The following is a 26,284-nucleotide window of genomic DNA, read 5'->3' on the forward strand; positions in this document are numbered from 1 at the left end:
CTCAGCTCAGCAGTTCGTAGGGGCCACCGCGCTCCAGCGCGCGCTGGTAGGCCGGACGCGCATGGATGCGCTCCAGGTAGGCCATGAGCTTCGGCCGCTTCGCATCGAGGCCGCCGCGCGCCCGCGAGGCTTCGACCACGAAACTCATCTGGATGTCGGCGCCCGTGAATTCATTGCCCGCGAACCACTCGCTGCGGCCGAGCTCGGCCTCCATGAAATTCAGATGGCCCGTGATGTTCGGATGAATGAAGGCCGACTTCGCCTTCGCCGCGATGGCCTTGGCGATCGGCTTGGCGAAGAAGGGCATCTTGCTCGTCTCGATGCGGTCGAACACCAGCTTGAGCAGCAGCGGCGACATCGCAGTGCCTTCAGCGAAGTGCAGCCAGTAGCGATAGCGCAGGGCCTCGGGCGAGCCCGGCGCGGGCGCGAGCCGGCCCTGGCCGTAGCGCTCGATGAGCGACTCGATGATTGCGCCCGATTCCGCCAGCGTCGCGCCGTCGTCGGTCGTCACCACCGGCGACTTGCCCAGCGGATGCACGGCCTTCAGCGAAGCGGGCGCCAACATGGTCTTGGGGTCGCGCTGGTAATGGACGATCTCGTAGGGCAGCTCGAGTTCTTCGAGCAGCCAGAGCACACGTTGCGAGCGCGAGTTGTTCAGGTGGTGGACAGTGAGCATGGCAAATGAAAGCCTTCCGGCGGAGGATGCAGCGGGCGCGCAGTCTAACCACAACACGTGCGGGCTTCAGGCGCCCGCTGCGACAGCGTTATCGCCTACGGCAAACCGTGGGGCTGCTTCCTACACTGACCCAGATGGCTCCTCACTTCACGCGGCGCCGCCGCACCTCGCTCATCGGACTCTGGCTCGGCCTCGCGGCCTGCCAGGCCTGGGCGCTCACGCCCGAGGAGGTGTTCCGCAAGGTCGCGCCCGCCGTCTGGACCGTGAAAGGCGAACGCGGCAACAACCAGACCGCCATCGGCAGCGCGGTGGCTGTGACCCCGGGCGCGCTGGCCACGGCCTGCCATGTGGTCGACGGCGCCGTCGCCGTCACCGTGGAGCAGGGCCCGACCACATTGCGCATCGCCCGCATCGTGCGCGACCCCGATCCGTCGCGCGACCTGTGCGTGCTCACGAGCGAAACGCCGCTGCAGCTGCCCGCCGTGCAGATCGTGCCCGCCGCCGAGTTGCGCGTCGGCCAGCGCGTGTTCGCCGTCGGCAGCCCGCATGGCCTCGAACGCACGCTGAGCGAGGGCCTGATCTCGGCGCTGCGTCCGCGCGCGCCCGGGCAACTGCCGATCGTGCAAACGTCGGCGCCCGTATCTTCAGGCTCCAGCGGCGGCGGGTTGTTCGACACCGAGGGCCGGCTGGTCGGCGTGACCGACAGCGTGGCGCCCGGCGGCGCGAACCTTGGCTTTGCCTATCCGGCGCAATGGGTGATGGAGTTGCCGCAGCGCGTGACCACGGAGCTGGCGACATGGCGCGATCTGCTGAAAAGCACCGGCGTGGTGTTCGGCCCCAACGGGGAACCCGCGCCGTCCGGCCACGCCGAACTGTCGGACCTGCAGGCCCTGCCCTCCATCGGCGCAGACCCGACCCCGGTGCGCAATGCGTACCGCCAGTTCCTGCTGCAGGCCCGGCCCCGCATCTTCCTGATCACCGGCGATCAGAAGTTCGGCACTGCCACCAGCTCGGCCGCGCTGACCGAGCATCTGAAAGGCTGCACTGAACGCAAGGTGACGTGCGCGGCCTATGCGGTGGATGACACGGTGGTTTGGGGCAAGCAGCAGGCCGCGAAGTAGCCGTGACTTACTTGACCCCGGCCTTGCGGAGCTCTTCCGCCGTGATGCGGACCGACTTCTGGCCCCGCTGGACCACGATGGCGGTGTTGGTACGCACCGCGGCCTCGCGCGCGGCCCGCGCGGCGCGCCGGATCGCGACCAGCGAAGCGGCCAGATCCTTGTCCTTGGCTTGCATGAGCTGTTCACGGGTCATGGTGCTTCTCCCCATTCGATGAGATCCGGCTCTTCGCCGGCGTTGTCGTACAGCGCCCACGCGTCCACCGCGACGCGATAGCGGTCGTCGAAATTCCGACGACCCGCCTCGAATCGGCGACGAATCACATCTTCGGGAATGTGATGCCCGCCCTGCCGGACACGCTCGACGACGCGTGCCACGGCAAATTCTGCCGTCGGAAGGGCCAGAAAGAAAAGGCTCACGTGGTAGCCCGACTTTCTCCACGCATCGATGTGGCGCAGATAGCCCAGTCCCGACAGGGTCGTCTCGAAAGCGAAGCTCTCTCGGCGACGGGCGCACTCCGCGATCTCCGCCAGCATCAGTCGCCCAGCCTTGAGGGCTTCAGCCTCCGGTGCGAAAGGCGACAAGCCGGCCGCGATCAGATCGGCATTGATGAAACGCGAGATTTGCGCTTCCTGAGGAAGGAAGGCGCGGGCGAAAGTGGTCTTGCCCGCACCGTTCGGTCCCGCAATGATGACGATCTTGGGATGGCTCATCAAAACGGGCGGCGCATGCTCAGGAACTGAACAGGAAGTTCATCACGTCGCCATCCTTGACGACGTATTCCTTGCCCTCCGACCGCATCTTCCCCGCGTCCTTCGCGCCCTGCTCGCCCTTGAAGGCGATGTAGTCGTCGAACGCGATGGTCTGGGCGCGGATGTAGCCCTTCTCGAAGTCGCCGTGGATCACGCCGGCGGCCTGCGGGCCGGTGTCGCCGATGTGGATGGTCCAGGCGCGCACTTCCTTCACGCCGGCGGTGAAGTAGGTCTGCAGGCCCAGCAGCTTGAATGCGGCGCGGATCAGGCGGTTCAGGCCCGGCTCTTCCTGGCCGATTTCGGCCAGGAACATCTTCTTGTCTTCGTCGTCCATCTCGGCCAGGTCGGCTTCGATCTTGGCGCAGATGGCGACCACGGGCGCGCCCTGCTTGGCGGCGTACTCGCGCAGGCGGTCCAGGTAGGGGTTGTTCTCGAAGCCGTCTTCCGACACGTTGCCCACGAACATGGCGGGCTTGGCGGTGATGAGCGTGAAGCTCTTCACCAGCGGCATCTCTTCCTTGGTGAACTCGAGCGCGCGCACGGGCGTGTTCTCGTTCAGCGCGGCCTGGCAGCGTTCGAGCAGGCCGACGAGCTTCTGCGCGTCCTTGTCGCCCGAGCGGGCCACCTTGGTGTGGCGGTGCAGCGCCTTCTCGACCGTGGCGAGGTCTGCCAGGCACAGCTCGGTCTGGATCACTTCGATGTCGGAGATCGGGTCGACCTTGCCGGCCACGTGGATCACGTTCTCGTCGTCGAAGCAGCGCACCACGTTGACGGTGGCGTCGGTCTCGCGGATGTGCGCCAGGAACTTGTTGCCCAGGCCTTCACCGGTGCTGGCACCGGCCACCAGGCCGGCAATGTCGACGAACTCGACGATGGCGGGCACCACGCGCTCGGGCTTGACGATCTCGCTCAGCTGGTCGAGCCGCGGATCGGGCACTTCCACCACGCCCACGTTGGGCTCGATGGTGCAGAACGGATAGTTTTCCGCTGCGATGCCGGCCTTGGTCAACGCATTGAAAAGGGTGGATTTACCGACGTTGGGCAGGCCGACGATGCCGCATTGCAAACTCATGGGAGGTCCTCTTGGGTAACCCCCGATTTTAGGCTGACCGGGTTCTCCCCCGGGTCGGGCGCCCTTCCCGCCACGCCGGCGCGCCCTTTTCCCGACGCGCTCGACCCTGCGCGAAAGCCCTCTGGCAGCGGCTTCGAGCCCCGAAAGGCTCAGGGTTTGACCCGACTAGCAAACGTTTGCGCAAACGTTTCCCTCGATTAACATCGGAGCCCCCGGCACAGACCGGCGTTCCGCTCTGACCCCTCATTTCAGGAGACATCCACCATGAAGTTCACCCGCCGTACCCTGCAAAGCGCTGCCGCATTGACCTTGCTGGGCGCCATCGCCGGAACGCCCGCCTTCGCGCAGGACAAGCCGAAGGTCGCGCTGGTCATGAAGTCGCTGGCCAACGAGTTCTTCCGCACCATGGAAGACGGCGCCAAGGCGCACCAGAAGGCCAACGCCGCGCAGTACACGCTGGTGGCCAACGGCATCAAGGACGAGACCGACACCGCCGCCCAGATCAAGATGGTCGAGCAGATGGTGGCGCAGAAGATCAACGCGCTGGTCATCGCGCCGGCCGATTCGAAGGCGCTGGTGCCGGTGATCAAGGCGGCCATCGACAAGGGCATCCTGGTCGTGAACATCGACAACCAGCTCGACGGCGCTGCACTGAAAGAGAAGGGCATCCAGGTGCCCTTCGTCGGCCCCGACAACCGCGCCGGCGCCAAGCTGGTGGGCGACGCGCTGGCCAAGGAGCTGAAGTCGGGCGACAAGGTCGGCATCATCGAAGGCGTGTCGACCACCTTCAATGCGCAGCAGCGCACGCTGGGCTACCAGGACGCCATGAAGGCCGGCGGCATGACCGTGGTCGGCGTGCAGTCGGGTCAGTGGGAAATCGACAAGGGCAACACCGTGGCCGCCGGCATGATGCGCGAGCACCCCGACCTGAAGGCCCTGCTGGCCGGCAACGACAGCATGGCGCTGGGCGCCGTGGCCGCCGTCAAGGCCGCGGGCAAGACCGGCAAGGTGCTGGTGGTGGGCTACGACAACATCGGCGCCATCAAGCCGATGCTGAAGGACGGCCGCGTGCTCGCCACCGCCGACCAGTTCGCCGCCAAGCAGGCCGTGTTCGGCATCGAGACCGCGCTGAAGGCCATCGCCGACAAGAAGAAGCAATCGGAAATGCCGGCCGAAGTGAAGACCGACGTGGTGCTCGTCACCAAGTCGTCGAAGTAAGCCATTCCGCTCCCCTCTAAAAAGAAGAAGACCTCGTTTTGACCGCCGCACCCGACGCCGCCATGAATCCGCCCTTACCCACCGCCGTGCTCGCCCTGAGCACGGTCGGCAAGGACTACGCGGCGCCGGTGCTCGACGGGGTTTCTCTTGAACTGCGCGCCGGCGAGGTGCTGGCGCTCACGGGCGAGAACGGCGCGGGCAAGAGCACGCTGTCGAAGATCGTCTGCGGGCTGGTGCAGCCCACGCGCGGCGGCATGCTGCTGGACGGCCAGCCCTTCGCGCCGGCCTCGCGCCGCGATGCCGAGCGCCTGGGCGTGCGCATGGTCATGCAGGAACTCGGCCTCGTCACCACGCTGTCGGTGGCCGAGAACCTGCTGCTCGACCGCCTGCCGCACAAGAGCGGCTGGATCCGCCGTGCCACGCTGCACGAGCTGGCCGAGCGCCAGCTCGCCAAGATCGGCCTGGACGGCATCGACCCGGCCTCGCCGGTGGCGCGGCTGGGCATCGGCCAGCAGCAGATGGTGGAGATTGCGCGCAACCTGCAGGACGACACGCGCGTGCTGGTGCTCGACGAGCCCACCGCCATGCTCACGCCGCGCGAAACCGCGCACCTGTTCGAGCAGATCGAGCTGCTGAAGCTGCGCGGCGTGGCGATCGTCTACGTGTCGCACCGCCTCGAAGAGCTGCAGCGCATCGCCGACCGCGTGGCGGTGCTGCGCGACGGCAAGCTGGTCGACGTGCGCGCCATGGCCGGCGTGCGCGAATCCGAACTGGTGCAGCGCATGGTCGGGCGCGCGGTGCACGAGCACGAAGGCCGCGCGCGCCGCGTGGCGGGCCCGGTGCTGCTGAGCGCGCGCGGCATCGGCCGGGCGCAGGTGGTGCGCGACGTCGATCTCGAACTGCGCGCGGGCGAAGTCATGGGCCTGGCCGGCCTGGTCGGCTCGGGCCGCACCGAGCTCGTGCGGCTGCTGTTCGGCGCCGACCGCGCCGACCGCGGCGAGGTCGTGCTGCACGACGGCACGCCCGCCGCGCAGCCCGTGCAGCATGCGCGCAAGGGCTGGCGCTCGCCGATGCAGGCCATTCGCGCGGGCATCGGCCTCGTCACCGAAGACCGCAAGTCGCAGGGCCTGCTGCTCACGCAGCCGATCCGCGTCAACGCCACGCTGAGCGACCTCGGCGCGATCTCGCACGCCGGCTGGCTGCGCCGCGCCAAGGAACGGCAGATTGCGCGCCGGCTGGTGGAGCTGCTGCGCATCCGCTCGCGCAGCATCGAACAACCCGTGTCCACGCTCAGCGGCGGCAACCAGCAGAAGGTGGTGTTCGCGCGCTGGCTGCACCGCGAATGCAAGGTGCTGCTGCTGGACGAACCCACGCGCGGCGTGGACGTGGGCGCGCGCGCCGACCTGTACGCCGAGCTCGACCGCATGACCGACGCCGGCAAGGCGCTCCTGATGGTGTCCAGCGACCTGCGCGAGCTGATGGCCATGTGCGACCGCATCGGCGTGATGAGCGCCGGCCGGCTGGTCGCGGTGTTCGAGCGCGGCGAGTGGAGCGAACAGTCGCTGCTCGCCGCCGCCTTCAGCGACGCCACGGGCCGCGTGCCCGGTTCCCCGGCGGACTCCTCCGCATCCGCCCCGACTTCCGCCGACGCCTGACGACCATGAACGCAGCCTCTCCCTCTTCTCCTGCTTCCGCCGCCGCCGGCAAGCCGCCGTCCGCGCTCAAGGGCCAGCTCGGCACCTACCTGGGCCTGACGGTCGTGCTGCTGGGCATGATTGCGCTGTTCGGCTCGATGAGCGAATACTTCCTCACGCGCGAGACCTTCATCTCCATCGCCAACGAGATCCCGGCGCTGGCCGTGATGGCGGTGGGCATGACCTTCGTGCTGATCATCGCGGGCATCGACCTGTCGGTGGGCTCGGTGCTCGCGCTGAGCGCGGCCGTCACGGCCGCCGCCATCCTCGAATGGAAGCTCTCGGTGCCGCTGGCCGCCCTGCTGGGCCTGGCCACCGGCCTCATCTGCGGCACGGTGACGGGCGCGGTGTCGGTCGCCTGGCGGCTGCCGAGCTTCATCGTCTCGCTGGGCATGCTCGAAGCCGTGCGCGGCGGCGCCTACCTGGTCACCGACTCGCGCACGCAGTACGTGGGCGACGCCATCTCGGGCCTGGCCGCGCCGTGGATCGGCGGCATCTCGGCCGCCTTCGTGCTCGCCGTGGTGCTGGTGGCCGCGGGGCAGCTGGTGCTCACGCGCTCCGTGTTCGGCCGCCATGTCGTGGGCATCGGCACCAACGAGGAAGCCATGCGCCTGGCGGGCATCGACCCGCGGCCGATCCGCATCATCGTGTTCGCCGTCACCGGCCTCTTGGCCGGGCTCGCGGGCCTGATGCAGTCGGCCCGCCTCGAAGCGGCCGACCCGAACGCCGGCGTGGGCATCGAGCTGCAGGTGATCGCGGCCGTGGTCATCGGCGGCACCAGCCTCATGGGTGGGCGCGGCTCGGTGGTCAACACCTTCTTCGGCGTGCTGATCATCGCGGTGCTCGAGGCCGGCCTGGCGCAGGTGGGCGCGAGCGAGCCGAGCAAGCGCATCATCACGGGCGCGGTGATCGTGGTGGCCGTCATCATCGACACCCTGCGCCAGCGCCGGGCCGATCGTCGATTGGCCTGAGCCTCAAGGAACCCACACAACCATGGCCACCATCAAGGACGTCGCACTCCAGGCGGGCGTTTCCGTCACCACCGTGTCGCACGTCGTCAACGACACGCGCCACGTGAGCGCCAAGGTGCGCGAGCGCGTCGAGCTGGCGATCCGCGAGCTGGGCTACGTGCCCAACGCAATGGCGCGCAGCCTCAAGAGCAACACCACCTCGACGCTGGGCATGCTGATTCCCAACAGCTCGAACCCCTACTTCGCCGAGATCGTGCGCATCGTGGAAGACCGCTGCTTCGGCGCCGGCTACACGCTGGTGCTGTGCAATACCGACGACGAGCCCCGGCGCCAGAGCGTGTACCTGCAGGTGCTGGCCGAGCGCCGCATCGACGGGCTCATCGTGGTGTCGACCGGCGCCGACGAGGACGACTCGCTCGCCACCCAGCTGCGCGGCCTGCGCATTCCCACCGTGCTGGTCGACCGCGAGATCGCCGACCCGGCCTGCGACCTGGTGGAAACCGCCCACATGCAGGGCGGCCTGCTCGCCGTGCGGCACCTGCTGTCGCTGGGCCACAAGCGCATCGCCTGCATCGGCGGGCCGCTGGGCGTGACCTCGAGCGAGCAGCGCATCGAAGGCTGGCGCATGGCGCTGGCGGAAACCGGCTCGCCGCCGAACGCCGACGCGCTGCTGTGGCGCGGCGGCTTCACCAGCCAGGGCGGCTACGAGGCGATGCACGCCATCCTGCGCACCGAGCAGAAGCCCTCGGCCGTGTTCGTGTGCAACGACCTGATGGCCATCGGCGCGCTGCGCGCCGCGCATGAAAGCGGCGTGCGCGTGCCCGACGAACTGTCCATCGTGGGCTTCGACGACATCGAACTGTCGGCCTACACCAGCCCGCCGCTCACCACCGTGGCCCAGCCCAAGGAGCGCATCGGCGCGCTGGCGGTCGACATGCTGCTGGAGCGCATGGGCGGCAAGCGCCGCGACGCCCGCAAGGTCGTGCTGCAACCCGAGCTGCGCGTGCGCGCCTCGACCGCGCGCCACGCGGGCTTTCGCGAAGCCGGCGTGACGCCTGCCCCTTCCACCATCACCGCCACACCTTCCAAGTCCCGCACCTCGTGAGCCTTCAGCCTCTTTCTTCCTCCAAGGCACCGCGCATCGTGGTGCTCGGCAGCCTGAATATGGACATCGTGCTGCGCGTGCCGCACGCGCCGGCCGCGGGCGAAACCTTGCTGGGCCGCTCGATCGACGCCATCCCCGGCGGCAAGGGCGCCAACCAGGCCGTGAGCTGTGCACGCGAAGGCGCGCAGGTGCAGATGATCGGCTGCGTGGGCGACGACGCGCATGGCGCGGCCCTGCGCGATGCGCTCGCGCGCGACGGCATCGACACCGCCGCGCTGCGTACCGTGGCGGGCGAGCCGACCGGCACGGCGCTGATCCTCGTGGAAGACAGCGGCCAGAACCGCATCGTGATGATCCCCGGCGCCAACGCGCGCGTCGCCATCGACGAAGCCTCGCTGACGCAGCAGGTACAGGGCGCGGCCTTCCTCGTCGCGCAGTTCGAGACCCCGATGGGCCAGGTGACACGCGCCATCAACGCCGCGCACGACGCGGGCTGCGCGGTGATGCTCAACCCCTCGCCGGTGCAAGCCATCGCCGAGGCGCTCTGGCCCCGCATCGACACGTTGGTGGTCAACGAGATCGAGGCGCAGACCCTGTCGGGCCAGAACGCCGACAGTCCCGAAGAAGCAGCGCAGGCCGGCCAGGCACTGCGCGCGCGCGGCATCGCCCGCGTGGTCGTGACGCTGGGTTCGCGCGGCGCCGTGGCGGTCGACGCCGACGGTGCGCGCCACCATCCCGCGCCGAAGGTGCGGGCGGTCGACACCACCGCCGCCGGCGACACCTTCCTGGGCGCACTCGCCGTGGCCCTGGGCGAGGGCCAGTCCTTCGACGAGGCCGTGCGCCTGGGCATCCGCGCCGCGGCGCTGTGCATCCAGCAGCCCGGCGCCCAACCCTCCATTCCGCTGCGCGACGCCGTGCTGCGCAGCCCCCTGCCCCCCGACTGGATCACGCTGTGAAACGCTCTCCCCTGCTGCACGCCGAACTCTCCCACGTGATCGCCTCGATGGGCCACGGCGACATGCTGGTGATCGGCGACGCCGGCCTGCCGATTCCCGACGGCCCGCGCCGCATCGACCTGGCCGTGGCGCGCGGTGTGCCGGGGATCAGCGATGTGCTCAAGGCGGTGCTGTCGGAGATGCAGGTCGAAGCCATCGTGGTGGCCGACGAAGCGCTGCAAGGCGATGCGAAGGCGCTACCGGGCTGGTACCCGCAGTCGCTGGGCATCGCGCCGCAGACGGTGTCGCATGAAGAATTCAAGCGCCGCAGCGCGAAGGCCCGCGCCATCGTGCGCACGGGCGAATGCACGCCCTACGCGAACATCATCCTGATCGCCGGCGTGAAGTTCTGAGGCTCTGAGCGACTGCCCACGGTCTGCCTCCCCCTTGATTTCGCTGCGCAAGGCACCCCATCAGCGTGAGCGTTGTTCGCAGCAGTCGTTGATCGCCCGCAAGCGCAGAGCGTGCCCTCGTGCGCAGGGCATCGGGGGCTCCCCGCAGCGAAATCAAGGAGGAGGCCGCAGGCCGGGGGACATTCGCGGAGGGGAGTACCCGGTGTCCTGTGCACGCACCCCGAGTTGACCGCACACCACTCAGGCGTGCGGCATGCCCTTCACTCGAAGCGGTAGTTCGCGCCGACGGACTGCCCCACCTTGAGCATGTGCTCCACGCCCTGCACCACGATGCAGTTCATGCCGAAGGTGATACCGCCGTCCACGCGCGCGTCGGCGCGGTAAGTGCGCAGCATGTCGCCGACCTCGGGGCTGCTGAGCGCGGTGGCCGGGTCGATGTCGGGAATGGGGCAGCGCGTGCAGGGCTTGACCGGGCGCAGCTCGGCCTCTCCCTCGCCGGTGGTGACGTGCAGCGCGTCGACCCGGTCTTCGTCATGCGACTCGATGCCGGCCAGCACGATGTTCGGGCGGAAGCGCTCGATGCCGACCGGGCCGTGGCCCGCCGCCGCCAGGCGCTCGTTGAGTTCGGCGATCGAGCCTTCGCTGGCCACCAGCAGCGGGAAGCCGTCGGCGAACTGGTTCAGCGCCTCGACGCCGTCGGTCCACTTCAGGCTCGACAGGCGCTGGTGCTCGGGGTCGAAGCGCACCAGGCGCAGCGTCTGCGGCTTGCCGGGCTCCGAGAGGAAATCGCTGAACCACTGGGCCGCGATGTCACCCATGTCGTAGGCCGCCACCTCGTCCTTCCACACGCGCACGCGCACCGGCTGCTCGACGCGGTCGAAGGCCAGGTGCAGCGCCAGCATGCCGGGCGCGCGCAGCACGACCTCGGTGTGCTTCATCTGCGGCTGGATGAGCGCCATGCGCGGCAGTTGCCGCTGGGTGACGAACTCGCCCTGCGCATCGACCACCATCCAGGCGCGGTCGAACTCCAGGCCGGTTTCGGTGAGCAGCATCTCGTCGAGCTCGACGCCGGCGCACGACTTGACGGGGTACACGAACAGGCGGGCGATGGTGGCCTGGAGATCGAAAGCGGACGGCTGCGACACGGTGGGGGTTCCTTTGAAATCGCCGGCCATTCTCCTGCATGAACGGGTATCGGCGCCCGCGCGCGAGGCAACTCCTACAATCATCCGATGGCCCTTTCTCCCGAAGTTTGTATCCGCGGCGCCGGCATCGTCGGCCGCACGCTGGCGCTGCTGCTGGCGCGCGAACGCGTGCGTGTCGCGCTGGTGGTGCCGCCGGCCCCGCCGGGCAAGGAAGACATCCGGGCGTACGCGCTCAATGCGGCGTCCCGCACCATGCTCGAATCGCTGCGCGCCTGGCCCGACACGGCCCATGCCACGCCGGTGCACGAGATGCAGGTGCACGGCGACGACGGCGGCCGCGTGCAGTTCAGCGCCGCGCGCCAGAAGGTCGAGGCGCTGGCCTGGATCGTCGACGTGCCCGCGCTCGAACAGCAACTGGCCGACGCGGTGCGCTTCCAACCCCTGATCGACGTGGTGACCGAGCCCGTGGCCGCGCCGCTCACGGTGGTGTGCGAAGGCAAGGCCAGCGCCTCGCGCGCGGCGCTGGGCGTGAGCTACGAGGTCACGCGCTACCCGCAGCACGCCATTGCCGCACGGCTCGAAGCCGCGCACACGCACGACGGCATCGCGCGCCAGTGGTTCAACGACCGCGGCGAGGTGTTCGCCCTGCTGCCGCTGGGCGGCGTGCACGGCAAGACGCTGGCGCTGGTGTGGTCGGTCGACCAGCTGCGCGTGCCCGAGCTGGTCGCGCAAAGCGTCGAAGAATTCAGTGCCGCCGTGAGCGAAGCCAGCCACGGCGAGCTGGGCTCGCTGCGGCTCACGAGCGAACGCGCCGTGTGGCCGCTGTCGCGCGCCATCGCCGACCGCTGGTCCGGCACGATGCCCGGCCAGCCCACCCAGTCGTGGGTGCTCGCGGGCGACGCCGCGCACACGGTGCATCCGCTGGCGGGCCAGGGCCTGAACCTCGGCCTGGCCGATGCGGCCGCGCTGGCCGACGTGATCCGCACCCGCGACTACTGGCGCAGCGTGGGCGACGCCCGCCTGCTGCGCCGCTACGAACGCGCCCGCCGCGCCGACGTGCTGCAGATGAGCCTGGCCACCGACGGATTGCAGCAACTTTTCTCGCACAACCTGGGTCCACTTCCTGCGTTGCGCAACTGGGGCATGCGCGGTTTCGACCGCACGCGCTTCGTGAAGCACTGGATCACCGCACAAGCCATGGGCCTGAAGGCCTGACGCCCCGCGCCCACCAGCCCTCCACCTTTTTCCCGAAACCTTCCCGATGACCTTCGTCCGCCACCTTCTCGTCGCCGCCTGCGCGCTGCTCACGCTCTCCACCGCCGGCGCGGGCGAGGCCGAGATCCGCAAGAACCTGCCGACGCACATCCCGCAGCTGCCGCCCATCGAGGAAGTCACCAAGACGCCCGTGCCGGGCCTGTACGAAGTGCGCGTCAACGGCAGCCAGATCCTGTACACCGACGAGCAAGGCGGCTACCTGTTGCAGGGCAGCCTGATCGACGCCAAGACCCGCCGCAACCTCACCGAGGAACGCGTCGAGAAGCTCACCGCCGTCGCCTTCGACAAGCTGCCGCTGAAGGACGCGATCAAGATCGTGCGCGGCAACGGCAAGCGCAAGGTCGCGGTCTTCGAAGACCCGAACTGCGGCTACTGCAAGCGCTTCGAAAAAGACATGAAGAAGGTCGACAACGTCACCGTCTACATGTTCCTGTACCCCGTGCTCGGCCCCGATTCGACCGCCAAGTCGCGCGACATCTGGTGCAGCAAGGACCCGGGCAAGGCCTGGGCCGACTGGATGGAAGGCAACGTCAAGCCCGCCGCCGCAGCCACCAGCTGCAACGTGACGGCGCTGGAGCGCAACGTGGAGTTCGGCCGCAAGTACAACATCACCGGCACGCCCACGCTGATCTTCACCGACGGCAGCCGCGTCCCCGGCGCCATTCCCGCCGAGCAGGTCGAGAAGCAGCTCGCCGCCGCCAACTGATCCGATGGCGACGACCTCCGCTTCCCGGCGCGCAGCCGCGGCTGCAACCGCCACGCCCGCTGTGCATTGCCGCGTCGAGTGCGCCGACCTGCATGCGCGCCTGTTCGCCGTCACGCTGACCATCGCCGCGCCCGCCGCGCAGCAGCGCGTGGCGCTGCCGGTGTGGATTCCCGGCAGCTACCTCGTGCGCGAATTCGCCAAGAACCTGCAGGGCCTGCGCGCCACGCAGGGCCGCCGCAAGCCGGTGCTGACGCAGCTCGACAAATGCAGCTGGCAGGTCGACTGCGTGCCGGGCCAGCCGCTGGTGCTGCACTACCAGGTGTGCGCCTACGACAACTCGGTGCGCACCGCCTGGCTCGACGCCACGCGCGGCTTCTTCAACGGCACCAGCGTCTGCCTGCGTGTCGAGGGCCAGACCGAGGCGCCACACGCGCTGGAAATCGTGCCGCCCGCGCTGCCGGCCGACGCCGCGCGCTGGTCGTGCGCCACCGCGCTCGTGCCGACGAAGGCCGACAAGCACGGCTTCGGCAGCTACCGCGCCGCCGGCTACGACGAACTGGCCGACAGCCCGGTCGAGATGGGCGCCTTCTGGAGCGCCGAGTTCGACGCCTGCGGCGTGCCGCACCGCTTCGTGATCGCGGGCGCCGCGGCCTCGTTCGACGGCGAGCGCCTCATCGCCGACACCAAGGCCATCTGCGAAGCGGAGATCCGCTTCTGGCACGGCGACAAAGCAGGAAAGCGCGGCGGCCCGAAGCTGCCGATCGACCGCTACGTGTTCATGCTCAATGCGGTGGACGACGGCTACGGCGGGCTCGAGCACCGCCATTCCACCGCGCTCATCTGCAACCGCCGCGACTTGCCGCTGCGCGGCGAAAAGAAGAAGCAGCCCGAGGGCTACACCACGCTGCTGGGCCTCATCAGCCACGAGTACTTCCACACCTGGAACGTCAAGCGCATGCGCCCGGCGGAGTTCGCGAGCTACGACTACAGCCGCGAGAACTACACGCAGCTGCTGTGGTTCTTCGAAGGCTTCACGAGCTACTACGACGACCTGCTGCTGCGCCGCGCCGGCCGCATCGACGACGCCGCGTACCTGCGCCTGCTCAACAAGACCATCAACCAGGTGCTGCAGACGCCCGGCCGGCTGGTGCAGCCGGTGGCCGACGCGAGCTTCGACGCCTGGGTCAAGTACTACCGCCAGGACGAGCAGACGCCCAACAGCACCGTCAGCTACTACACCAAGGGTGCGCTGGTGGCGCTGTGCTTCGACCTCGCGCTGCGCCAGGAAGGCAAGGGCACGCTCGACGACGTGATGCGCCACCTCTGGACGCAAGGCAACGGCGGCCCGATCAGCGAAGCCGACATTGCAACCGCGCTCGAAGCCGTGGGCGGACGCTCGTATGCGCCAGAGCTTGCACGCTGGGTGCATTCGACCGACGAACTCCCGCTGGCCGACCTGCTGCGCGCCCACGGCGTGGCCACGCTCGACGACCCCTCGCAACCCGCGCAGGCGCTCGGCTTGCGCGTGGCCGAAACCGGCGGCAGCGTGCAGATCAAGGTGGTGCTGCGCGGCGGCGCCGCCGAAAAGGCCGGTTTCTCGGCCAACGACGAATGGCTCGGTATCGAGTTGCCGGCCGTCGGTGGTCGCGGCAAGGGTGCGGCGCAACCCGCACAGGCCTGGCGCCTCACCAAGCTCGACGACCTGGCGCTGTACCTCGGTGATGCCACCAAGTGCACCGCCCTCGTCGCCCGCGACCGCCGGCTGCTGCGCCTGCCGCTCACGCTGCCGACGGGCTCGACCACGTGGCGGCTGTTCTCGCACGACGCGGCCAGGATCTCGGCCTGGCTCGCAGCCAAGCCGTAATTTCTTCCGTTCAGGCCGGGTGATCGACGGCCGCCGCCAGCGGCGGCCGCACGAACAGCATCGGCTGTGGCTCGCCCACGAGCACGCAGGGCTTGCCGGTGCGGCGGCAGTGGTCCTGCACGCGCCAGTAGGCGCCGTGGCTCACGCAGCCCGTCTGGCAGATCACGAGGTCGGCGGCGCGCAGGCCCGCCTCGAGCGCCGCGGGGTCGTCGGCCTCGTCGCCGCCGTCGTGGTGCAGGTAGTGGCCGCCGGCAATCTCCACGAGCTGGCGCGCCAGCGAAGGCGCCTCGGGCGTCGCTTCCGAACGGCCCACGCACAGCACCGACTTGGCCCGCAGGTCGGCCGGCACCTGCGGCCCTGGCGGCAAGGCATGGTGACGCCGGCCACCCGGTGCCAGCAGCGCGTGCAGGCGCTGGGGCAAGGCGCTGCCCTTGGCCGCGCGCGCCGCCAGTTCCTCGCGCACGATGGCAATTGCCGAGTCGCGCGCCACCAGTGCGCCGCGCAACCGCACGACCTGCGCCTCGAGCCGCTCGACCCGGGCGGCCTGTTCCATCAGCAGGCGCGAGCAACGCTCCTGCACCCGGGCATAGGCCCGCAGCAACACGGCATGTTCTTGCATCGGGAAGTCCATGGCGGCCATTCTAGATGAGAACAATTCTCAAATGAAACACCCGCGCGTCAGCGGGCCCGAAGCCTGGCTGGGTATAGTGGGACGCGTTTTTTTCCCCACCTCCCCCGGAGACAGCGACACCATGAGCTACGAAAACATCGACGTGCGGACCGAAGCAGGCAAGGTCGGCATCATCACCCTCAACCGCCCCAAGGCCCTCAATGCGCTGAACGACGCGCTGATGACAGAGCTGGGCCAGGCGCTCAAGGCCTTCGACGCCGACGACGCCATCGGCTGCATCATCCTCACGGGCAGCGAGCGCGCCTTCGCGGCCGGTGCCGACATCGCGGCGATGGCCAAGTACAGCTTCATCGACACCTACAAGGGCGACTACATCACGCGCAACTGGGAAACCATCCGCTCGATCCGCAAGCCGGTGATCGCGGCCGTGAGCGGCTTCGCACTGGGCGGCGGCTGCGAGCTGGCGATGATGTGCGACTTCATCATCGCGGCCGACAACGCCAAGTTCGGCCAGCCCGAGATCAAGATCGGCGTGATCCCCGGCGCCGGCGGCACGCAGCGCCTGCCGCGCGCGGTGGGCAAGAGCAAGGCCATGGACATGGCGCTCACCGCCCGCATGATGGACGCCGCCGAAGCCGAGCGCGCCGGCCTCGTGAGCCGCGTGGTGCCTTTTGAAAAGCTGGCCGACGAAGCGCTGGGCGCCGCGCTGATCATCGCGGGCTTCTCGCAGATCGCCGTGATGGCGGCCAAGGAATCGGTCAACCGCGCCTTCGAGAGCGGCCTGAGCGACGGCGTGATGTTCGAACGCCGCCTGTTCCACGCGCTGTTCGCCACGCAGGACCAGAAGGAAGGCATGGACGCCTTCCTGGCCAAGCGCCAGCCGGATTTCAAGAACGCCTGATCCGCCCGATCGTCGCGGGCCCGGGGACCGCAGCGGCGGTCGCCGTCAGCGGGCTCGCGACAGCGCCGTGCGCAGCGCCTCGAGCGCCTGCGCCGGCGGCGTGCCGATGGAGGCGGGGCCGCCCGGCTGCGGCGTCCACCGCACCTGGTCGCCCGCGATCTCGAGCACGGCCAGCAACGCGCCGTCGCGTCGCAGTTCGATGCGCGCCTCGACCGGCGCACCCCATTCCCCGCCCGACACGGTGGCCGCGCGCGCCACGGTGTTCACCAGCGCCGCGAGGCCTTCGGTGTCGCCGCGCGCCTGGCGCGTGGTGGCGCCGGCGCGCGTGATGTCGAGCGCGGTCCAGCGGTCCAATGCCGTGAAGCCGCCGCTCACCGCGGCTTCGGTGGCTGCGCGCGGCGCCGCCTTGGCGGCCGCCGACGGAGCCGGCGCGGCTTGCACGGGAGCGGCGCGGCGCTGCATGCCGGCGACATTCGCGCTGGCACCGCCTTGCGCGGCGAGCGACGACGCCGTCTCTGCGGACTCGCGCTGCATCGGCGCTGGCGCTGCAGGTGCGGCGGCCGGCGCCGGCGGTGCGGCTGCGTAGGGCATCGGACTCTGGCCGACATCGGCCATGGGTGGTGCAGCCGGCATGGGCGCAGATGCGATGGCCGGTGCGACAGGCGCAGGCACGGGCGCCGGGGCTTGCACCACCGGGGCCGCGGGCGCCGCCTTTTCCATCGTCCGTACTTCGTCCTTCTGGACCGACGCCGCCGCAGGGGCTTCGCGCCGCCGCGACGCTTCACGCGTTTCCTGCGTCTCGCGCTGCTTCAGGGTTTCTTTCGCATCGCGCGCCGCTTCGCTGCGCTGCGCAGCGGGCGGTGTCATGTCCGCCGTTGCGGCCGGTTCAGCGGCTGGCGCAGGTGCTGCGGCTACTGCCGGTGCTTCGGCCGATTGCGCAGGCGCAGGCGGTGCCGACGTCGGCGCGGGCGCCCCCGCCACTTGCGCCTCGCCATCGAGCCGCGCGTCGGGCACCGGCTCGCGATGCCACAGCACGGTGACGAAAGTCGCCACGAGCACGGTCGCGAACGCCGCGTTCCACGGCATGCGCGAGCGGGGACTGCCGCCGCCGAACAAGCGTCGCCACCACGGCGCGGTCTCCGCCGGGCGACTGGTCGCCGGCGCGGAAGCCGCGGCGAGGTTGTGCGCCATCTTGAGGATCGCCTCGCGCGTGTGGGCCGCGGGCACGGCGTCGCGGTCGGGCGCGTGGTCCAGCGCGCGACGCAGCCGCGCGTCGTGCAGGTCGTGGTCGTCCATGCCGGCGCTCATGCCCGCAGCTCCAGCACCGACAGGTAGCGTTCCATGCAGCCGCGCAGCTTCTGCAGCCCGTAGCGCAGGCGGCTGCGCACGGTCTCGAAGCCGATCTCCAGCCGGGCCGCGAGCGCGTCGACGGTCAGGCCGTCTTCATGGTGCAAGAGAAAAGCCGCGCGTTGCTCGGCCGGCAGTTCGTCGAGACAAGCCAGCAGCCGACGCCCGGCGGCGCGCCAGAACGCCAGCTCTTCGGCCGACGGGTGCGCCGACAGGTCGGTGGCCCCGTGCACGCCACGGTCGAGCGCGGGCACCGCGTCGCCGTCGTCGTCGGTCGCATGGCCATCGAGCGTCACCTCGCGCCCGCTCACGCGCAGGCGGTCCATCGCGAGGTTGTGCGCGATGGTGAAGGCCCAGGTGCGCCAGGTGGCGCCCTGCGGCGAGAAGCTGTCGCGCGCCGAGATGATCCGCACCCAGGTGTCCTGGAACACCTCGTCGGCCTGCGCGGCCAGCCGCGCGCCGAGCAGGCGCTTGACGAAGCGGAACAGGCCGCCTTCGTGGCGCGCATAAAGCACGTCGAAGGCGGCGGCGTCGCCGTGGGCGTAGGCCAGCATCAACTGATCGTCGGGCATGGCGTCGCGCTCGGTGGCGGTGCGGGCAGCAGCAGAAGGGGCGCGTGGCAGCGCAGACATCGCAGGATTGTCACCCGAGCTTGTACGGCGCACGGAGGCGATCGGGGTTAGGTCGAAACGCGATCCGACGCATTCGATCGCAGAAAAATCGACCTGAAAACGCCGGGAGTTGAACTGGGCCCAAAGCCTGGGCTATAATTTTGGGCTCGGTGCTGAATTGCACTGACGGCTCTTTAGCTCAGTCGGTTAGAGCGATGGAATCATAATCCACAGGTCCGCGGTTCGAGTCCGTGAAGAGCCACCAACACAGCCTCCCCGCCCCGGCGGAATGGCTCAAAAAGCCCTAAGTTTTCAACGACTTAGGGCTTTTTTCGTTCAGGCGTCCGACGCCGTTTCGCCCACCGGCACCCGGTCCAGCCGGAACGCCTCGGGCTCGCAGTGCACCAGGCGCCAGCCGTGCGCGCCGTGCAGCTGCAGCTCGTCCATCACGTCCGTCAGCGTGCCGATGAGTTCGTTGCCCCAGAACCTGCGCGCGCCGCGCACGGGGTTGAGCATCTGCCGCAGCCGTGGAATCGACAACACGCGCTCCGCGTTGAAGAAGAACTCCAGCGCGAGGTCGAAGGTGACCGGGTCGACGCGCTGCGTGCGGCCCGGGAAGCTCACGCTGCGGTCCATCGGCTGGAAGCTGTAGGCGCCCCACACGAGCGGCGTTGGCATCGCGCACGCCAGGCCGCGCGTTCGGAGCGACAGCAGGATGGTGCGGTAGAAGTCGTCGAACGCCGGTGCCGCTGCGGGCGGGCGCCCCCGCAGGTGCCGCGTGGGCGCGGGCGCCTCCTGCGCCAGTGGAACGATCTTCGTCCCCATCAACGACAGCACGTCCGGCGCCTCTTCGCTCGCCGCCTCGGGCACGTCGGCCAGGAACAGCAGGTTCAGGCGGTCGCCCAGCGTCGCCAGTTCGTCGATGCTGGTGAACACCAGTGGCGCCACGCCCAGCGCGCGCAGCACGCGCCGCGCGTACTCGCGCTCGCGCAGCGCATGGCCGAGCACGCCGATGCGGCGGGCGGGGCGTGCCAGGGGCTCCGAGGGTGCGGCGAAGAAGCGGCTCATGCGGGAGTCCCTTCACAGTCCGCTGCGGCAACAACATGCCCGAGGCAATGCGTTCGGGGGCTCGGGCCGCGGTTCGCGACCCCGGTGATCAGGACCGGCATGGGTGCTCGAAATTCTCAAAAGAATGAATGAAGCCGCGTCCGCTGCGCCCGCGCTTCATGCCGCATGCGATGCGGCACAAGGCAGCGGGCCCACTGAGGCAACCCGGCGCTCACCCATCCTAGGAAGGCCCGCCCGGCCCGTACATAGGACTGTTCCGAAAAGCCCCGCCTTTCGCGCCCCTCAGAGCACCTTTGCGCCGCGCAGCCAGTCCAGCAGCATGGCCGAGTCGGCGCGCATGCGCAGGTCGGCGGCCTCGGCGTCGAAGCGCGTCGTCACTTGGGCCGACTGGTTGTTGTAGTGGTCGCTCTCGGCCGTGAGCACGTCCAGCAGCGTGCGCTTGCCCAGGTGGTACCACTGCTCATAGAAGATCTTGCGCACGCGGTCGGTTTCCTGGATCAGCTCGGTGTACTCGCCGGCACGGCTGGCCGCCGCGTCGCGCTGCTCTGCGGAGGTGCGCAGCCGGTAGGCCAGGTCGCGCGCCGAGGCCTCGGCCTTTTCCTCGCCGGCCGCCGCGCGCTCGAAGGCCGCGCGTTCCGACGCGCGCCCCGAGCCGCCCTGGAACGCGTTCCACTGCAGCGACAGCCCCGTGGACCACGGCTGCTTGTTGCCCGCCGAATCTTCCTGCGTGCTCTTGCCGACCACCCAGTTCAGCTGCGGCAGGCGCCCGGCCTTCACCGACTCCGCGTACAGGCCCGCGGCCTTCGCCTCGGCCCGCGCCTGCTGCATGGCCGGATGCTCGGCGCCCGCGATCAGGGCGTCCTGCAGCGCGACCGGGCGGATCTCCCATGCCAGGTCGGCCGGCCACTGCACCTCTTCGCCGACCAGCTTCACGAGGTTCACCTGCACCTCGCGCAGCTTGGCCACGATGGCGTCGCGGCCGGTCACGGCCTGCAGGCGGCGTGCGCGCGCCTGCGTGAGTTCGCTGGCGCGGCCGCGGTCGCTCTGCACGATCTGGCTCAGCATGTCGACCAGCTCTTCCATGCGCTTCACATAGCCCTGGCTGGCCTCGAGCGCCGCCTGGTGGCGCCGCTGTTCGAGCAGCGCCGACACGGTGTCGTAGGCGATCTTCTGGCGCACCTGCTGCGCCGCCTGGTAGGCCGCCTTCGAGGTCTCGGTGCGGCTGTCGATGGTGGCGCTCAGGCGCCCCCAGTCGTACACCGGCGTGGTGATCGCGAGGTTGCCCGCCGCGCTGCGCGTGCCGCTGTTGTTGGCGCCGCTGCCGCCGAAGGTCGCGGAAGGCGACGACACGCCCACCTGCACCTGCGGCCAACGCTGGCCCTTGGCCTGGTCGATGTCGTACTCGGCCGCCTTCCAGTTGGCCTGCGCCTCGCGCGCCTCGGCGCTGAGCTCGAGCGCCTTGCGCACGTTCTCGTCGAGGTAGGCGCGCAGGCGCTCACCCGCGTCGGCGCTCAGGCCCATCGCGGAGGCGGAGGCCACCACCTTGCGCATCTGGAACGGCGGCGGTGATGCCGCAACGAACGGCGCGGGCATGGCCACCGGCGCCACGGCAACGGACACGGCCGCCGGCACAGCCAACCGCCGCGCCACCTTCAGCGCTGGCGCCTCGTCCTGCGACGCGTGCGCCACCGACGCACCGGCGCCAAGCAGCATCGACACCGACAGCAGCGCGCACACGCCCGACTGCATGGATTTGTTCTTCTTCGTTTTCATGATGACTTCGACTCCTGCTCAGCGTTCGCGGAACGCTTCGCGCGCCTTGAGCACCGGCTTCAGCAGGTAGCTCAGGACTGATTTCTCGCCCGTGCGGATCTCGACCGTGGCGGTCATGCCGGGAATGATGGGGAACTCCTTGTCGCCCGCGCTCAAGGAGGCTTTGTCCGTGCGCACCAGCAGCCGGTAGTACGAGGTGTCGCCGCGCGCGCCCTGGCGTGCCTTCTCGTCGTCCTTCAGCGTGTCGGGGCTCAGGTGCTCCACCGTGCCGGTGAGGCCGCCGTAGATGCCGTAGTCGTAGGCCGAGATCTTCACGGTGGCCGGCAGCGTCGGGCGGATGAAGGCCACGTCCGAGGGCTTGATCTTGGCTTCCACCAGCAGCTGGTCTTCCAGCGGCACGATCTCCATGATGTCCGCGCCCTGCTGGATCACGCCGCCGATGGTGTTCACGCGGATGTTCTTCACGGTGCCCTTCACGGGCGCCTTGATGGTGGTGCGCTTCATCACGTCTTCGCGCGCGCCCATGTTCTCCTTGGCCTGCGCCAGCTCGCCCTCGAAGCGCGTGAGCTCGGCGTTGGCCTCGGCCCGGTACTTGTTCTGGCGCTCGGCGATCTGCAGGCGGAACTCGTTGGCCTGGCGCTTCATGCGCAAGACCTCCACCTCCGACATCAGGCCGCGCGCCGACAGTGGCTCCGACAGCGAGATCTCGCGCTCGGCCAGCTGCAGGCTGCGCTGCAGCGCGCCCACGCTCTCGTTGAGCGTCTGGCGGCGCGCGTTGTAGGCCTGCGTCTCGTCGCGCACGATCGAGTCCACGCCCTGCACGTCCGGCGGAAACGCCAGCGGCTGCGCATAGGCCTCGGCGCGCAGGCGGGCGATGGAGCCCTTCAGCGCCTGCACCTTCGACAGCCCTTCGCGGTACGACGCACCCGCGCGCGTCGGGTCGATCTCGAGCAGGATCTGCCCGCGCTCGACCACGTCGCCTTCGTGCACGTTCATCTCTTCCAGGATGCCGCCCTCCAGGCTCTGGATGATCTGCTCGCGGCTGGCCGGAATCACACGGCCTTCGCCCTGCGTGATCTCTTCCACCTTGGCAAAGTGCGCCCACACGCCGCCGACCACGAGGATCGTTGCGATGAGGTACAGCACCGCCAGGCTGCCCGGCGTCTTTTGCACCAGCATCGCTTCGCGCAGGTCCTTCACGAAGGGCGAGTCTTCGTGGCGTGCCTGGCCGCTCGGGCCCGGGCGCTTCGCGGGCAGCTTCGCCACGGGGGCCGGCACCTTCGCCGGCAAGGCCGCGCCGGGCATGGGCCCCGCGGTGGTTTCGTTCGTGTTCATGGCATCGTTTCCTTGCATCGGGTGCGCGCTCACGCGGGCACCGGTTGTTCGTTCGGTTCATTGCCGGCCGCGCCACGCAAGCGCGCCAGCACGGCGTCTTTCGGTCCGTCGAGAAACACCTTGCCGTCGCCGTCCATCACGACGATGCGATCGACCAGGTCGAGCACCGACAGCCGGTGCGTGGCCACCACCAGGGTCTGACCCTGCGTGACGTGCGCCATGCGGCGCAGGAATTCGTGTTCGGTCTGCAGGTCCATCGAGCTGGTGGGCTCGTCCATCAGCAGGATGCGCGGGCGCAGCAGCAGGCAGCGCGCGAGCGCCACCAGCTGGCGCTGTCCGCCCGAGAGGCCGTGGCCGCCCTCGCCGATGGGCATGTCGTAGCCGCGCGGATGGCGCGCCGCAATCGCGTCGATGCCGGTGATGCGCGCCACGTGCAAAAACTCTTCCGTGGTGGCCGAGGGGTGGCCGATGGTCACGTTGTCGCGCAGCGTGCCGTGGAACAGGCGCGCGTCCTGGCTCAGCAGGCCCACGGCGGCGCGCACGTCGGCCGGGTCGATCTGGCCCACGTCGACGCCGTCGAGCAGCACCTGCCCGGCGCCGGGCTGGTACATCGCGGCCATCACGCGCAGCAGCGTCGACTTGCCGCAACCGATGTTGCCCAGGATGGCAATGCGTTCGCCCGCCTTGATCGTCAGGCTCACGTCCTGCAGCACCGGCGGTGCCGGCTGCATGGGCGGCGCGGGGTAGGCAAAGTTGATCTTCTTGAGCGTGACGTGGCCGTTGAACACCGGCTTGGCCAGGTAGCGGCGCTCCGCCACGCGGTCGGCCGGCTTGGCCATCACCTGGTTGAGCGAGGTCAGCGCCGTCTTGGCCTGCTGGTAGCGCACCGCCAGGCCCACCACCGCCGCCAGCGGCGAGGTCGAGCGCCCGGCCAGGATGACCGTGCCGAACAGCGCGCCCATCGTGAACTCACCCGCATGGATGAGGTACACGCCCCACACCACCAGCACCACGGTCTGCACCTGCTGGATCAGCGTGACGAGGTTCACCGCCATGCTCGAGAGCTTGCGCGACTTCATCGAGCTGGTGGCCGCGAGCGCGCTGAAGTTTTCCCACTTCTGCTGCATCACGCCCTCGCCGCGCGCGGCCTTGAGCGACTCGATGCCTTCGATCGATTCGATGAGCAGGCCCTGCTTGAGCGAACCCTCGCGCAGGTTCTCCTGCATCACCTTGGCCAGCGGCCACTGGATGGCCACGCTGATCAGGATGATGAGCGGAATGGACAGCAGCGGCACCAGCGCCAGCGGCCCACCGATCATGAAGATGATGCCCACGAACAGCAGGCAGAACGGCAGGTCCGACAGCGTCGAGATCGTGGCCGAGGTCACGAAGTCGCGCACCGATTCGAACTCGCGCAGCTGGTTGGCCGACGAGCCCGACGACTGCGGCTTGTGCTCCATGCGCGTGGACAGCAGCTTGCGAAACAGCATCGAGCCCAAAATCAGGTCGGCCTTCTTGCCCGCCATGTCCACCAGGTGCGAGCGCACGTGGCGCGCGCTGAACTCGAACACCATCGCGAACACCACGCCGATGGCCAGCGACCACAGCGTGACATACGCCTGGTTGGGCACCACGCGGTCGTACACGTTCATCGTGAAGAAGGTGCTCGCCAGCGTGAGGATGTTGATCAGCAGCGCCGCCAGCGCCGCGCTCGCGTAGTAGCGCCGGTAGCGCCACAGCGTGGAAAAGAGCCAGTGCCCTTCCGACTCTTCGGCCTCCGGGCCGGCGCGGTCGTCCAGCTGCGCATGCGGCTTCGCCAGCAGCGCGTGGCCGCCGTACAGCGCGGCCATCTCCTGCACGTTGAGCGTCACCGTGCCCGTGCCGGCTTCCGGCAGGATCACGTCGTAGGTGGCCTTGTCGCCCTGGCCGTTGCGGCCGGTGATCACACACGCGCCGCCTTCCTTGCGCAGCGCCACCACGGGGAACAGGTACGAGAGCAGGTCGCCCACCTCGCGCTTGACCCAGCCCGCGCCGATGCCCGCCTGCTCCAGGATGCGCACCGCCAGCGTGGGCGACAGGCGCATCTCGCGCGGCAGGCCCGCCTGCAGCGCGGCCTCGCTCAGCGTGCGGCCGTGGTGCGCGCACAGCCAGTGCACGGCGCGCAGCAGCGTGTCGCGCTCTTCCGCCACCATCTCCATCGCGGGGGGCACCTTGCCCGGCGCGTCCTGCGCCATCACTGCAGCCATGTCGTTGTCCTTCTTGCTCGTGGTGATGCGCAAGGCGGGGGTCCGTCCTGCATCGCCTGGCCGCGCTCCGACGTGTACGGCGGGCGGCCTGTGGTTGAAAAAATCGGGCCGGCATGGCCCCTTGCCGGGCGGCGCGCCTCGAAGCCGCCGTGAATCCCGGAGTGGAAAAACGCAGCGCCACGGTCGTCCCCGCCATGCCGCGCGGGGCGCATCGCCGGGGGCTTTTTCTTCCTCCTTTTTCTGTCAGTGAGAGAAGAAATCCCAGCGCCTTTCCATGCCAGGAACTTTACAAATGAAGGCCCAAACGATCCATCGGACTCGTCTGAAAACGAGGCTTGCGCCGGGCACGCCGAAAAGGGCGTGGCCCGTGCCGCAACGGCACCGGACCACACCCTGGAAACGCAAACGGCCCGTGCTCGCGCGGGCCGTGCGTGCGGCTTACTTCTCCCCTTGCACCACCACCTCGACGCGGCGGTTGGGTGCGTTGCAGGCGATCAGCGCATCACGCGAGCGGCCCGGCGGGCAGAACACCGCCTGCTCCGCGCTGCCGACGCCTTCGGACACCACGCGCTCCGTGGGCAGGCCTTCGCTGGCCAGCAGCTGGCCGACCGTGCGCGCGCGCTGCTCCGACAGGCGCTGGTTGTCGGCCACCGAACCGATCGGGTCGGCATGGCCGCGCACCGCGATGCGGCTCACGCCGTCGGTGGAATGCGCGCGGATCTGCGCGGCGGCCTTGGCCAGCTCTTCACGGCCCTTGGGCGAGATCGCGGCGGCGTCGCCGCGGCCGAACGCGAACAGCGCGTCGGTGCTCAGCGAGTAGCGCGCCTTCTCGACCAGCGGCGCCGGCGCGGCCAGTTCCCTGCAGGGCTGCACGGCGCTCGCGCGGCTGATCACGTGACGCTGCTCGTGTGCGCCCGCCAGCATGCGTTCGGCGTCGGCGCGGCGGTAGGGCACGGGCGAGCCCGAGCCGTCCTGCTCCGACACGGCCACGAACACCGTCTTGCCGCCTTCGAGCTCGGCCCGCGTGCGGGGCTGCGACTTGCCCTCGTAGGTGGGCGCATCGCCGAGGTAGGCCTCGACCGAGTGGTTGCCCGGGGCCACGCACAGGCGCGTGAAGGTGTTGGGCAGCAGCGCGGCATGGAACTCGCCGTTCACGTACACGTGCGCCGCACCGGGGCGCTGGCCGGCGGCCGAGGTGCTGACGGGGCGAAAGAAGATCACCTGGGCCTGGTCGGCCGCTGCAGCGGGCACGGCACGGTAGGCCGGCTCCTGCCGGACCGCAGCAGCGCCCGGCTTCTGCGGTTGCTGGGCCTGCGCCGCGGTCGCCGCCAGCACGCCCAGTGCCAGGAGTGCGGCGGCGCGGACGCCGCGGTAGGAGAAAAGAAAAGTCGAAGGAAGCAACGAGGACATGAATGGCTCCGGGTGCC

The 26,284-nt window shown here is 69.5% G+C and carries 24 protein-coding genes and 1 tRNA gene; 12 read left to right on the forward strand and 13 right to left on the reverse strand.

Annotated elements, in window-relative coordinates; genetic code table 11:
* Position 1: 1 nt before the first annotated feature.
* Complete coding sequence (locus AC07XP_RS13690; RefSeq protein WP_495262358.1) at positions 2-676, reverse strand: glutathione S-transferase; 675 nt, start codon at positions 674-676, stop codon at positions 2-4.
* Positions 677-810: 134 nt separating this feature from the next.
* Here AC07XP_RS13690 and AC07XP_RS13695 point away from each other — a divergent pair, with 134 nt between their 5' ends.
* A complete protein-coding gene (locus AC07XP_RS13695) occupies positions 811-1,797 on the forward strand; it encodes a trypsin-like peptidase domain-containing protein (RefSeq protein WP_495264965.1) in 987 nt (328 codons plus the stop codon).
* Positions 1,798-1,804: 7 nt separating this feature from the next.
* Here the strand turns inward: AC07XP_RS13695 and AC07XP_RS13700 are convergent, their stop codons facing one another.
* Genes AC07XP_RS13700 through ychF form a run of 3 tightly spaced genes read right to left on the reverse strand, consistent with a single transcriptional unit; the run spans position 1,805 to position 3,619 of the window.
* Positions 1,805-1,990 (reverse strand): hypothetical protein, encoded by a 186-nt coding sequence (locus AC07XP_RS13700; RefSeq protein ID WP_307696941.1) that lies wholly within the window; start codon positions 1,988-1,990, stop codon positions 1,805-1,807.
* Positions 1,987-2,508, reverse strand: a complete 522-nt coding sequence (locus AC07XP_RS13705) for an ATPase (protein ID WP_495264966.1) — start codon at positions 2,506-2,508, stop codon at positions 1,987-1,989. The genes AC07XP_RS13700 and AC07XP_RS13705 overlap by 4 nt, the downstream gene beginning before the upstream one ends.
* A gap of 19 nt (positions 2,509-2,527) precedes the next feature.
* Positions 2,528-3,619 (reverse strand): redox-regulated ATPase YchF, encoded by a 1,092-nt coding sequence (gene ychF / locus AC07XP_RS13710; protein WP_095948031.1) that lies wholly within the window; start codon positions 3,617-3,619, stop codon positions 2,528-2,530.
* A gap of 264 nt (positions 3,620-3,883) precedes the next feature.
* On the opposite strand from ychF, the gene AC07XP_RS13715 reads away from it, so the two are divergent.
* The 6 genes from AC07XP_RS13715 to rbsD all read left to right on the forward strand — a co-directional run bounded on the left by AC07XP_RS13715 (position 3,884) and on the right by rbsD (position 9,955).
* Complete coding sequence (locus AC07XP_RS13715) at positions 3,884-4,837, forward strand: sugar ABC transporter substrate-binding protein (protein WP_101490361.1); 954 nt, start codon at positions 3,884-3,886, stop codon at positions 4,835-4,837.
* A 62-nt stretch (positions 4,838-4,899) separates the two neighbouring features.
* Positions 4,900-6,492 carry a sugar ABC transporter ATP-binding protein gene (locus AC07XP_RS13720; RefSeq protein ID WP_495264967.1) on the forward strand — a complete coding sequence of 531 codons (1,593 nt, stop codon included), beginning with the start codon at positions 4,900-4,902 and terminating at the stop codon, positions 6,490-6,492.
* Positions 6,493-6,497: 5 nt separating this feature from the next.
* Positions 6,498-7,502, forward strand: a complete 1,005-nt coding sequence (locus tag AC07XP_RS13725; RefSeq protein WP_495264968.1) for an ABC transporter permease — start codon at positions 6,498-6,500, stop codon at positions 7,500-7,502.
* Positions 7,503-7,524: 22 nt separating this feature from the next.
* A complete protein-coding gene (locus AC07XP_RS13730; RefSeq protein ID WP_495264969.1) occupies positions 7,525-8,607 on the forward strand; it encodes a LacI family DNA-binding transcriptional regulator in 1,083 nt (360 codons plus the stop codon).
* On the forward strand, positions 8,604-9,563 hold the full coding sequence (gene rbsK / locus AC07XP_RS13735) for a ribokinase (RefSeq protein ID WP_495264970.1): 960 nt from the start codon (positions 8,604-8,606) through the stop codon (positions 9,561-9,563). The genes AC07XP_RS13730 and rbsK overlap by 4 nt, the downstream gene beginning before the upstream one ends.
* Positions 9,560-9,955 carry a D-ribose pyranase gene (rbsD, locus tag AC07XP_RS13740; protein WP_447747152.1) on the forward strand — a complete coding sequence of 132 codons (396 nt, stop codon included), beginning with the start codon at positions 9,560-9,562 and terminating at the stop codon, positions 9,953-9,955. Before rbsK ends, rbsD begins: the two co-directional genes overlap by 4 nt.
* A gap of 260 nt (positions 9,956-10,215) precedes the next feature.
* Here the strand turns inward: rbsD and AC07XP_RS13745 are convergent, their stop codons facing one another.
* Positions 10,216-11,100 carry an MOSC domain-containing protein gene (locus AC07XP_RS13745; RefSeq protein ID WP_495264971.1) on the reverse strand — a complete coding sequence of 295 codons (885 nt, stop codon included), beginning with the start codon at positions 11,098-11,100 and terminating at the stop codon, positions 10,216-10,218.
* 87 nt (positions 11,101-11,187) lie between these two features.
* On the opposite strand from AC07XP_RS13745, the gene AC07XP_RS13750 reads away from it, so the two are divergent.
* Genes AC07XP_RS13750 through AC07XP_RS13760 form a run of 3 tightly spaced genes read left to right on the forward strand, consistent with a single transcriptional unit; the run spans position 11,188 to position 14,945 of the window.
* Positions 11,188-12,315, forward strand: a complete 1,128-nt coding sequence (locus tag AC07XP_RS13750; RefSeq protein ID WP_495264972.1) for an FAD-dependent monooxygenase — start codon at positions 11,188-11,190, stop codon at positions 12,313-12,315.
* Positions 12,316-12,361: 46 nt separating this feature from the next.
* Positions 12,362-13,081 carry a DsbC family protein gene (locus tag AC07XP_RS13755; protein ID WP_070062774.1) on the forward strand — a complete coding sequence of 240 codons (720 nt, stop codon included), beginning with the start codon at positions 12,362-12,364 and terminating at the stop codon, positions 13,079-13,081.
* A 4-nt stretch (positions 13,082-13,085) separates the two neighbouring features.
* The gene (locus AC07XP_RS13760) at positions 13,086-14,945 is read left to right on the forward strand and encodes a M61 family metallopeptidase (RefSeq protein ID WP_495264973.1); all 1,860 of its coding nucleotides are present in this window, start codon (positions 13,086-13,088) and stop codon (positions 14,943-14,945) included.
* Between the two features lie 10 nt (positions 14,946-14,955).
* Here the strand turns inward: AC07XP_RS13760 and AC07XP_RS13765 are convergent, their stop codons facing one another.
* Positions 14,956-15,564 carry a DUF2325 domain-containing protein gene (locus AC07XP_RS13765; protein WP_495264974.1) on the reverse strand — a complete coding sequence of 203 codons (609 nt, stop codon included), beginning with the start codon at positions 15,562-15,564 and terminating at the stop codon, positions 14,956-14,958.
* 133 nt (positions 15,565-15,697) lie between these two features.
* Between AC07XP_RS13765 and AC07XP_RS13770 the strand changes: the two genes are divergently transcribed.
* On the forward strand, positions 15,698-16,477 hold the full coding sequence (locus AC07XP_RS13770) for an enoyl-CoA hydratase (protein ID WP_062481985.1): 780 nt from the start codon (positions 15,698-15,700) through the stop codon (positions 16,475-16,477).
* Positions 16,478-16,522: 45 nt separating this feature from the next.
* On the opposite strand, the gene AC07XP_RS13775 is transcribed toward AC07XP_RS13770, so the two are convergent.
* Both AC07XP_RS13775 and AC07XP_RS13780 read right to left on the reverse strand, forming a co-directional pair.
* Positions 16,523-17,785 carry a hypothetical protein gene (locus tag AC07XP_RS13775; protein WP_495264975.1) on the reverse strand — a complete coding sequence of 421 codons (1,263 nt, stop codon included), beginning with the start codon at positions 17,783-17,785 and terminating at the stop codon, positions 16,523-16,525.
* A complete protein-coding gene (locus AC07XP_RS13780) occupies positions 17,782-18,456 on the reverse strand; it encodes a sigma-70 family RNA polymerase sigma factor (protein WP_495264976.1) in 675 nt (224 codons plus the stop codon). The genes AC07XP_RS13775 and AC07XP_RS13780 overlap by 4 nt, the downstream gene beginning before the upstream one ends.
* A gap of 167 nt (positions 18,457-18,623) precedes the next feature.
* On the opposite strand from AC07XP_RS13780, the gene AC07XP_RS13785 reads away from it, so the two are divergent.
* Positions 18,624-18,700 (forward strand) — tRNA-Met (locus AC07XP_RS13785).
* Positions 18,701-18,771: 71 nt separating this feature from the next.
* Here the strand turns inward: AC07XP_RS13785 and AC07XP_RS13790 are convergent.
* From AC07XP_RS13790 to AC07XP_RS13810, 5 genes are all read right to left on the reverse strand, one after another.
* Positions 18,772-19,503, reverse strand: a complete 732-nt coding sequence (locus AC07XP_RS13790; protein WP_369645207.1) for a hypothetical protein — start codon at positions 19,501-19,503, stop codon at positions 18,772-18,774.
* 282 nt (positions 19,504-19,785) lie between these two features.
* Positions 19,786-21,276, reverse strand: coding sequence for a TolC family protein (locus tag AC07XP_RS13795; RefSeq protein WP_495264977.1), 1,491 nt, complete (start codon positions 21,274-21,276; stop codon positions 19,786-19,788).
* 18 nt (positions 21,277-21,294) lie between these two features.
* Positions 21,295-22,611, reverse strand: coding sequence for an HlyD family type I secretion periplasmic adaptor subunit (locus tag AC07XP_RS13800; RefSeq protein WP_492697719.1), 1,317 nt, complete (start codon positions 22,609-22,611; stop codon positions 21,295-21,297).
* Positions 22,612-22,640: 29 nt separating this feature from the next.
* A complete protein-coding gene (locus AC07XP_RS13805) occupies positions 22,641-24,890 on the reverse strand; it encodes a type I secretion system permease/ATPase (RefSeq protein ID WP_495264978.1) in 2,250 nt (749 codons plus the stop codon).
* Positions 24,891-25,295: 405 nt separating this feature from the next.
* Positions 25,296-26,267, reverse strand: a complete 972-nt coding sequence (locus tag AC07XP_RS13810) for an OmpA family protein (protein ID WP_495264979.1) — start codon at positions 26,265-26,267, stop codon at positions 25,296-25,298.
* Positions 26,268-26,284: the final 17 nt, after the last annotated feature.

The organism is Variovorax sp. GW531-E2 (assembly GCF_059423125.1).

What these genes read in the sequence shown, in the direction of transcription:
- AC07XP_RS13695 (WP_495264965.1), top strand. Translation starts at nt 811, where the DNA reads ATGGCTCCTCACTTCACGCGGCGCCGCCGCACCTCGCTCATCGGACTC.
- ychF (WP_095948031.1), bottom strand. Translation starts at nt 3,619, where the DNA reads ATGAGTTTGCAATGCGGCATCGTCGGCCTGCCCAACGTCGGTAAATCC.
- AC07XP_RS13780 (WP_495264976.1), bottom strand. Translation starts at nt 18,456, where the DNA reads ATGTCTGCGCTGCCACGCGCCCCTTCTGCTGCTGCCCGCACCGCCACC.
- AC07XP_RS13775 (WP_495264975.1), bottom strand. Translation starts at nt 17,785, where the DNA reads ATGAGCGCCGGCATGGACGACCACGACCTGCACGACGCGCGGCTGCGT.
- AC07XP_RS13690 (WP_495262358.1), bottom strand. Translation starts at nt 676, where the DNA reads ATGCTCACTGTCCACCACCTGAACAACTCGCGCTCGCAACGTGTGCTC.
- AC07XP_RS13790 (WP_369645207.1), bottom strand. Translation starts at nt 19,503, where the DNA reads ATGAGCCGCTTCTTCGCCGCACCCTCGGAGCCCCTGGCACGCCCCGCC.
- AC07XP_RS13715 (WP_101490361.1), top strand. Translation starts at nt 3,884, where the DNA reads ATGAAGTTCACCCGCCGTACCCTGCAAAGCGCTGCCGCATTGACCTTG.
- AC07XP_RS13795 (WP_495264977.1), bottom strand. Translation starts at nt 21,276, where the DNA reads ATGAAAACGAAGAAGAACAAATCCATGCAGTCGGGCGTGTGCGCGCTG.
- AC07XP_RS13725 (WP_495264968.1), top strand. Translation starts at nt 6,498, where the DNA reads ATGAACGCAGCCTCTCCCTCTTCTCCTGCTTCCGCCGCCGCCGGCAAG.
- AC07XP_RS13765 (WP_495264974.1), bottom strand. Translation starts at nt 15,564, where the DNA reads ATGCAAGAACATGCCGTGTTGCTGCGGGCCTATGCCCGGGTGCAGGAG.
- AC07XP_RS13700 (WP_307696941.1), bottom strand. Translation starts at nt 1,990, where the DNA reads ATGACCCGTGAACAGCTCATGCAAGCCAAGGACAAGGATCTGGCCGCT.
- AC07XP_RS13730 (WP_495264969.1), top strand. Translation starts at nt 7,525, where the DNA reads ATGGCCACCATCAAGGACGTCGCACTCCAGGCGGGCGTTTCCGTCACC.
- AC07XP_RS13705 (WP_495264966.1), bottom strand. Translation starts at nt 2,508, where the DNA reads ATGAGCCATCCCAAGATCGTCATCATTGCGGGACCGAACGGTGCGGGC.
- AC07XP_RS13755 (WP_070062774.1), top strand. Translation starts at nt 12,362, where the DNA reads ATGACCTTCGTCCGCCACCTTCTCGTCGCCGCCTGCGCGCTGCTCACG.
- AC07XP_RS13810 (WP_495264979.1), bottom strand. Translation starts at nt 26,267, where the DNA reads ATGTCCTCGTTGCTTCCTTCGACTTTTCTTTTCTCCTACCGCGGCGTC.
- AC07XP_RS13800 (WP_492697719.1), bottom strand. Translation starts at nt 22,611, where the DNA reads ATGAACACGAACGAAACCACCGCGGGGCCCATGCCCGGCGCGGCCTTG.
- AC07XP_RS13770 (WP_062481985.1), top strand. Translation starts at nt 15,698, where the DNA reads ATGAGCTACGAAAACATCGACGTGCGGACCGAAGCAGGCAAGGTCGGC.
- AC07XP_RS13750 (WP_495264972.1), top strand. Translation starts at nt 11,188, where the DNA reads ATGGCCCTTTCTCCCGAAGTTTGTATCCGCGGCGCCGGCATCGTCGGC.
- AC07XP_RS13760 (WP_495264973.1), top strand. Translation starts at nt 13,086, where the DNA reads ATGGCGACGACCTCCGCTTCCCGGCGCGCAGCCGCGGCTGCAACCGCC.
- AC07XP_RS13720 (WP_495264967.1), top strand. Translation starts at nt 4,900, where the DNA reads ATGAATCCGCCCTTACCCACCGCCGTGCTCGCCCTGAGCACGGTCGGC.